The organism is Microbacterium sp. (assembly GCF_029263575.1).
Classification (GTDB): Bacteria; Actinomycetota; Actinomycetes; order Actinomycetales; family Microbacteriaceae; genus Microbacterium.
The window spans coordinates 1-3,458 of sequence record NZ_JAJUFV010000227.1 but is presented as its reverse complement, the minus strand read 5'-3'; the positions used below and the strand labels follow the sequence as shown (position 1 = coordinate 3,458).

1 protein-coding gene and 1 pseudogene are annotated in these 3,458 nt (G+C 64.2%); both read left to right on the top strand.

The features are described from left to right. Positions 1 to 1,584 (top strand): annotated as a pseudogene (locus Q1J95_RS15295) (hypothetical protein); the annotation flags it as partial. A gap of 65 nt (positions 1,585 to 1,649) precedes the next feature. Further along, positions 1,650 to 3,458: hypothetical protein (locus Q1J95_RS15290; RefSeq protein WP_300269200.1), on the top strand; the 1,809-nt coding region annotated here is incomplete at its 3' end.

Below are 3,458 nucleotides of genomic sequence, written 5' to 3'. Positions count from 1 at the left end.
GCCGCCGCCGCTTATGACGCTGCCGTAACCGCCGCAGACGAGGCCAGCGCCCGCGGAGACCACACCGGCTGGGACACCGTCGAACACGCCCTCCGCACACGCATCGACGCCGACATCGACCTCGCACTCGCCGTTACCGAACGCAACGACATCGATCGCGCCACCACCAACCGGGGCAGCGAACCCGCCGAGCAAGGCCACGCCGCCTCCTTGATCGCCAAGCGTGCCGCCGCTATCCGCGACATTGCGAGAGATGCCAGAGCACGCACCGACATCACCTCACACACCACCGCCGACACCACCGACACTCTCACCACCGCGCACGGCAACATCTCCATCCCCCCCCAGATGGCAAGAGCCAGGAAACGTGTCGCTGAAGCCGCACGCGCGGCTCTCGACGCCCACGCCGCGTACAACACCGCCGTCACCGCCGCACACGAGGCCAGCGCCCGCGGAGACCACACCGGCTGGGGCACCGTCGAACACACCCTCCGCGCACGCACCAACGCCGACCTCGACCTCGCACTCGCCGTTACCGAACGCGACGACATCAACCGCGCCGTCGCAAAGAACATCGAATACACCATCAGCCGCGGCAACGACCCCACCAGCAGGCACGGCAAAATTACCGTTTCCAATGCCGCCACACGTGCTGCCGACCGTGCCGCCAGAATGCGCGATATGGTCCAGAAAGCCAGGACGCAGGCCGCTGAAGACACACACGACAACATCAGGCGCACCACCACAAACCACTCCATCAACGCCCCCATCGATCCCGATGTCAACACCATCGGCCCCACGAACCTCGAGCCAAACAGCATCACCGCGCACGACACCGGCAATACCGCATACGCTGACGTCCCCGGCTTCGCACCCCAACCCACGTCCGCACCCGTACCCGCAGAGATGCCCGCACACAGCGCCGACAGACCCGCCGCCGCACCCGACACCAACGCGGACACCCCCGCGTACACCCTCGGGCCCGATATCACCGTCCCCCCCGGTGACCCCACAGCCGCCACACGCCTCGCCGTCGCCCAAGCGGCGGCTCTGGCAGCCGCCGCACACGAAGCTGCTGTACGCGCTCTACCGGCGCCCGGTACTGCCGGATACGACGACGCCCTGGCCCACGTGCTATTCACCCGTGACGCCCTCGACACTGCTGAGAACGAGAACGCCACACTCGAACATCCCGCTGTCGAGTACGACGGTATCCAGCACGACCTGTCTTTCGACACCAGCGACCTGCCGCCCGAGCTGCAGACCTGGATAATCGAAGAGTTCAACTCACTTCCGGGCCACGATGGCTCACGCCATGCGAGCACTCCCCCCGTAGATCGTCGACGCTCCCCAGCCCGGGAATCGGATGCCGACGCAGCTCCGATTGATGATCCGCTGAGTGGCGACCAAGACATGTCTGGCGACGAGCAAGACCGCGGCGATGACTCCGCGCCCGAACCTGTAGCGTCTCTCCCCGAAGCCGGTGCTGGGTTCAGCGAGCCCTGGATGAATGATGCTCAAGACCTCTTCGATGAGGCACTCGCCGAGCACTGGCACCAGCACAACCGACACGACTCGACGTGAACTCTTGCTGGTGATGAACCATCCACAGAGCAAAATCCGTATGCACTCTGAGGGAAAGGATCACAGTGACGACGATCACGGTGGAGCCGACAGAGAGCGGAATCTTCGTCTCCGAAACGGGAGCGAAGAACGCGTCAGCGCGGTTTGACCGGTTGCCGCCATTGACGGCTGCTCGCTACCTCGTCGTCGAGTCAGACAGCAGTCTGCGTCAACGCGAGACACCGTTGCTCGAGCACATCCGACCGCACGCCCACAGCACCCTCGTCGCTCTTGAAGCTGGTCTCGGAAAAGCCGACAACGGTGAAGACGAACCACCCGCTATGGGCCTGGCTGCGGCCTTGGGAGTCACCATTATCGCGCCCGAAGGGCCTTTTCTCTCCTGCGACGGTGCCTTGTTCGCCGTTGGTGGTGGCAACGGCTGGGTTGCGTACAGTCCCCTGGGCACAAAAGTCGTCTACGGCAAGAGGTACCCGGAACCAGCGTGGCAATCGCACGTGCCTCCTAAGACCCCAGGCGTCGTGCAAATACCCGCTGGGCTGTGGGTCACGTCCGCGCCGAACCCCTCACACGCCGTGCGTCTGTCCACGATCGCAGTGCGTCCACAACAACTCCTCATCGTCGTAGGCAGCCCAGGCAACGCTGCACCAGAGTACGCTCGCATATTGCAGCTGTTGCGCGGTCTACCTGATCACACGCGAGCCTCAGCCGTGCTGGTCGGCTACGGCCACACGAGCCTCGAGCTCGACACGATCCGCCGCCTGTCCGCAGAGCTGCAAGAACCAGTGCGGATGGCACATGGCGTCACCATCGCTGGAGATTTCGTTCGACTTGACCAAGCGGAAGACACCACCGGCTCTTTCGCAAAAGAGAGCGTGTGCACGCCGGATGGCGTTTTCGAACTCGACCGCTGGTCTGCGCCGTTCGGGCTGACGAACGAGAGTCGCAACACGTATCGCCTGAACAGCCATTGGCTCGTTGATGTCGTTCCCGCAGGGTTGGTACTTCGACCTGTCGATGAGTCTCCCCTCGACACCGACGACTCGACTCCCGTCATCGCCGAAAAGCTCACTGTCCTGCTCCGCGGTGAGGGTGCACGAGATCTCAAACGTGTGGTCGGACCATTGCGGATGCTGTTGAACCGGCTCCGCGGTTTCGCTGCGACGCAGCTTTTACCCGGTGATAAGGCCGCCCGACGACTGATCCGTAACGCTTTCCCTGGAACCTGGGCGCCCCGCGCGAGGCTGGCGCTGACAGAAGACGGACGAATCATCGCTTCAGACGTCGATGAGGATGAGGTTCCCGCCGCTGCTGAAGAGCACCAATCTGACCCGATCGACTCAGGGCAGCAGGGCGCACCCGACCACCATTCCGAGGTCGCCGCAGCACCACCAGAAGAACCTGCGCGCGAAACCACCACGAACGTACCTGCAGGCCCGGTCGTTTCGTCAGCGACAGGCATCACCGAAGCTGACTCGGCAAAAGAGCGTCCATCACCCGTCGAAAACACGACCCCACATGCCCCAGAACGCTCCCCCGAACCTGATCGGGAGGAAAGCGCCGCTGCGGTCGAGCAGCCAGAAGCGGTCGCGGGCGCGAACGTCGCGACCGCGCAGCCTGAGCCTGCCGCTCCCGCGCCGCTACCATCGACAGACCCCTCTGAAGCGCTTGCGCGCGCGCTTCGAGGGTCGACCGCGACGACGGAACTGCTCGCCAGCACCACGTCTCGCGGCTCGATGCTCGACGTCTCCGACGCGGTCTCCGGTTCCACTGAACGCGTCCCGACCGCACCGTCAACGCAGAGGGATGGAACAGGAACAAGCTCACAGCATGCCGTCACGGCGCAGAACCCCGAACAATCGCGAACAGAAGAGATC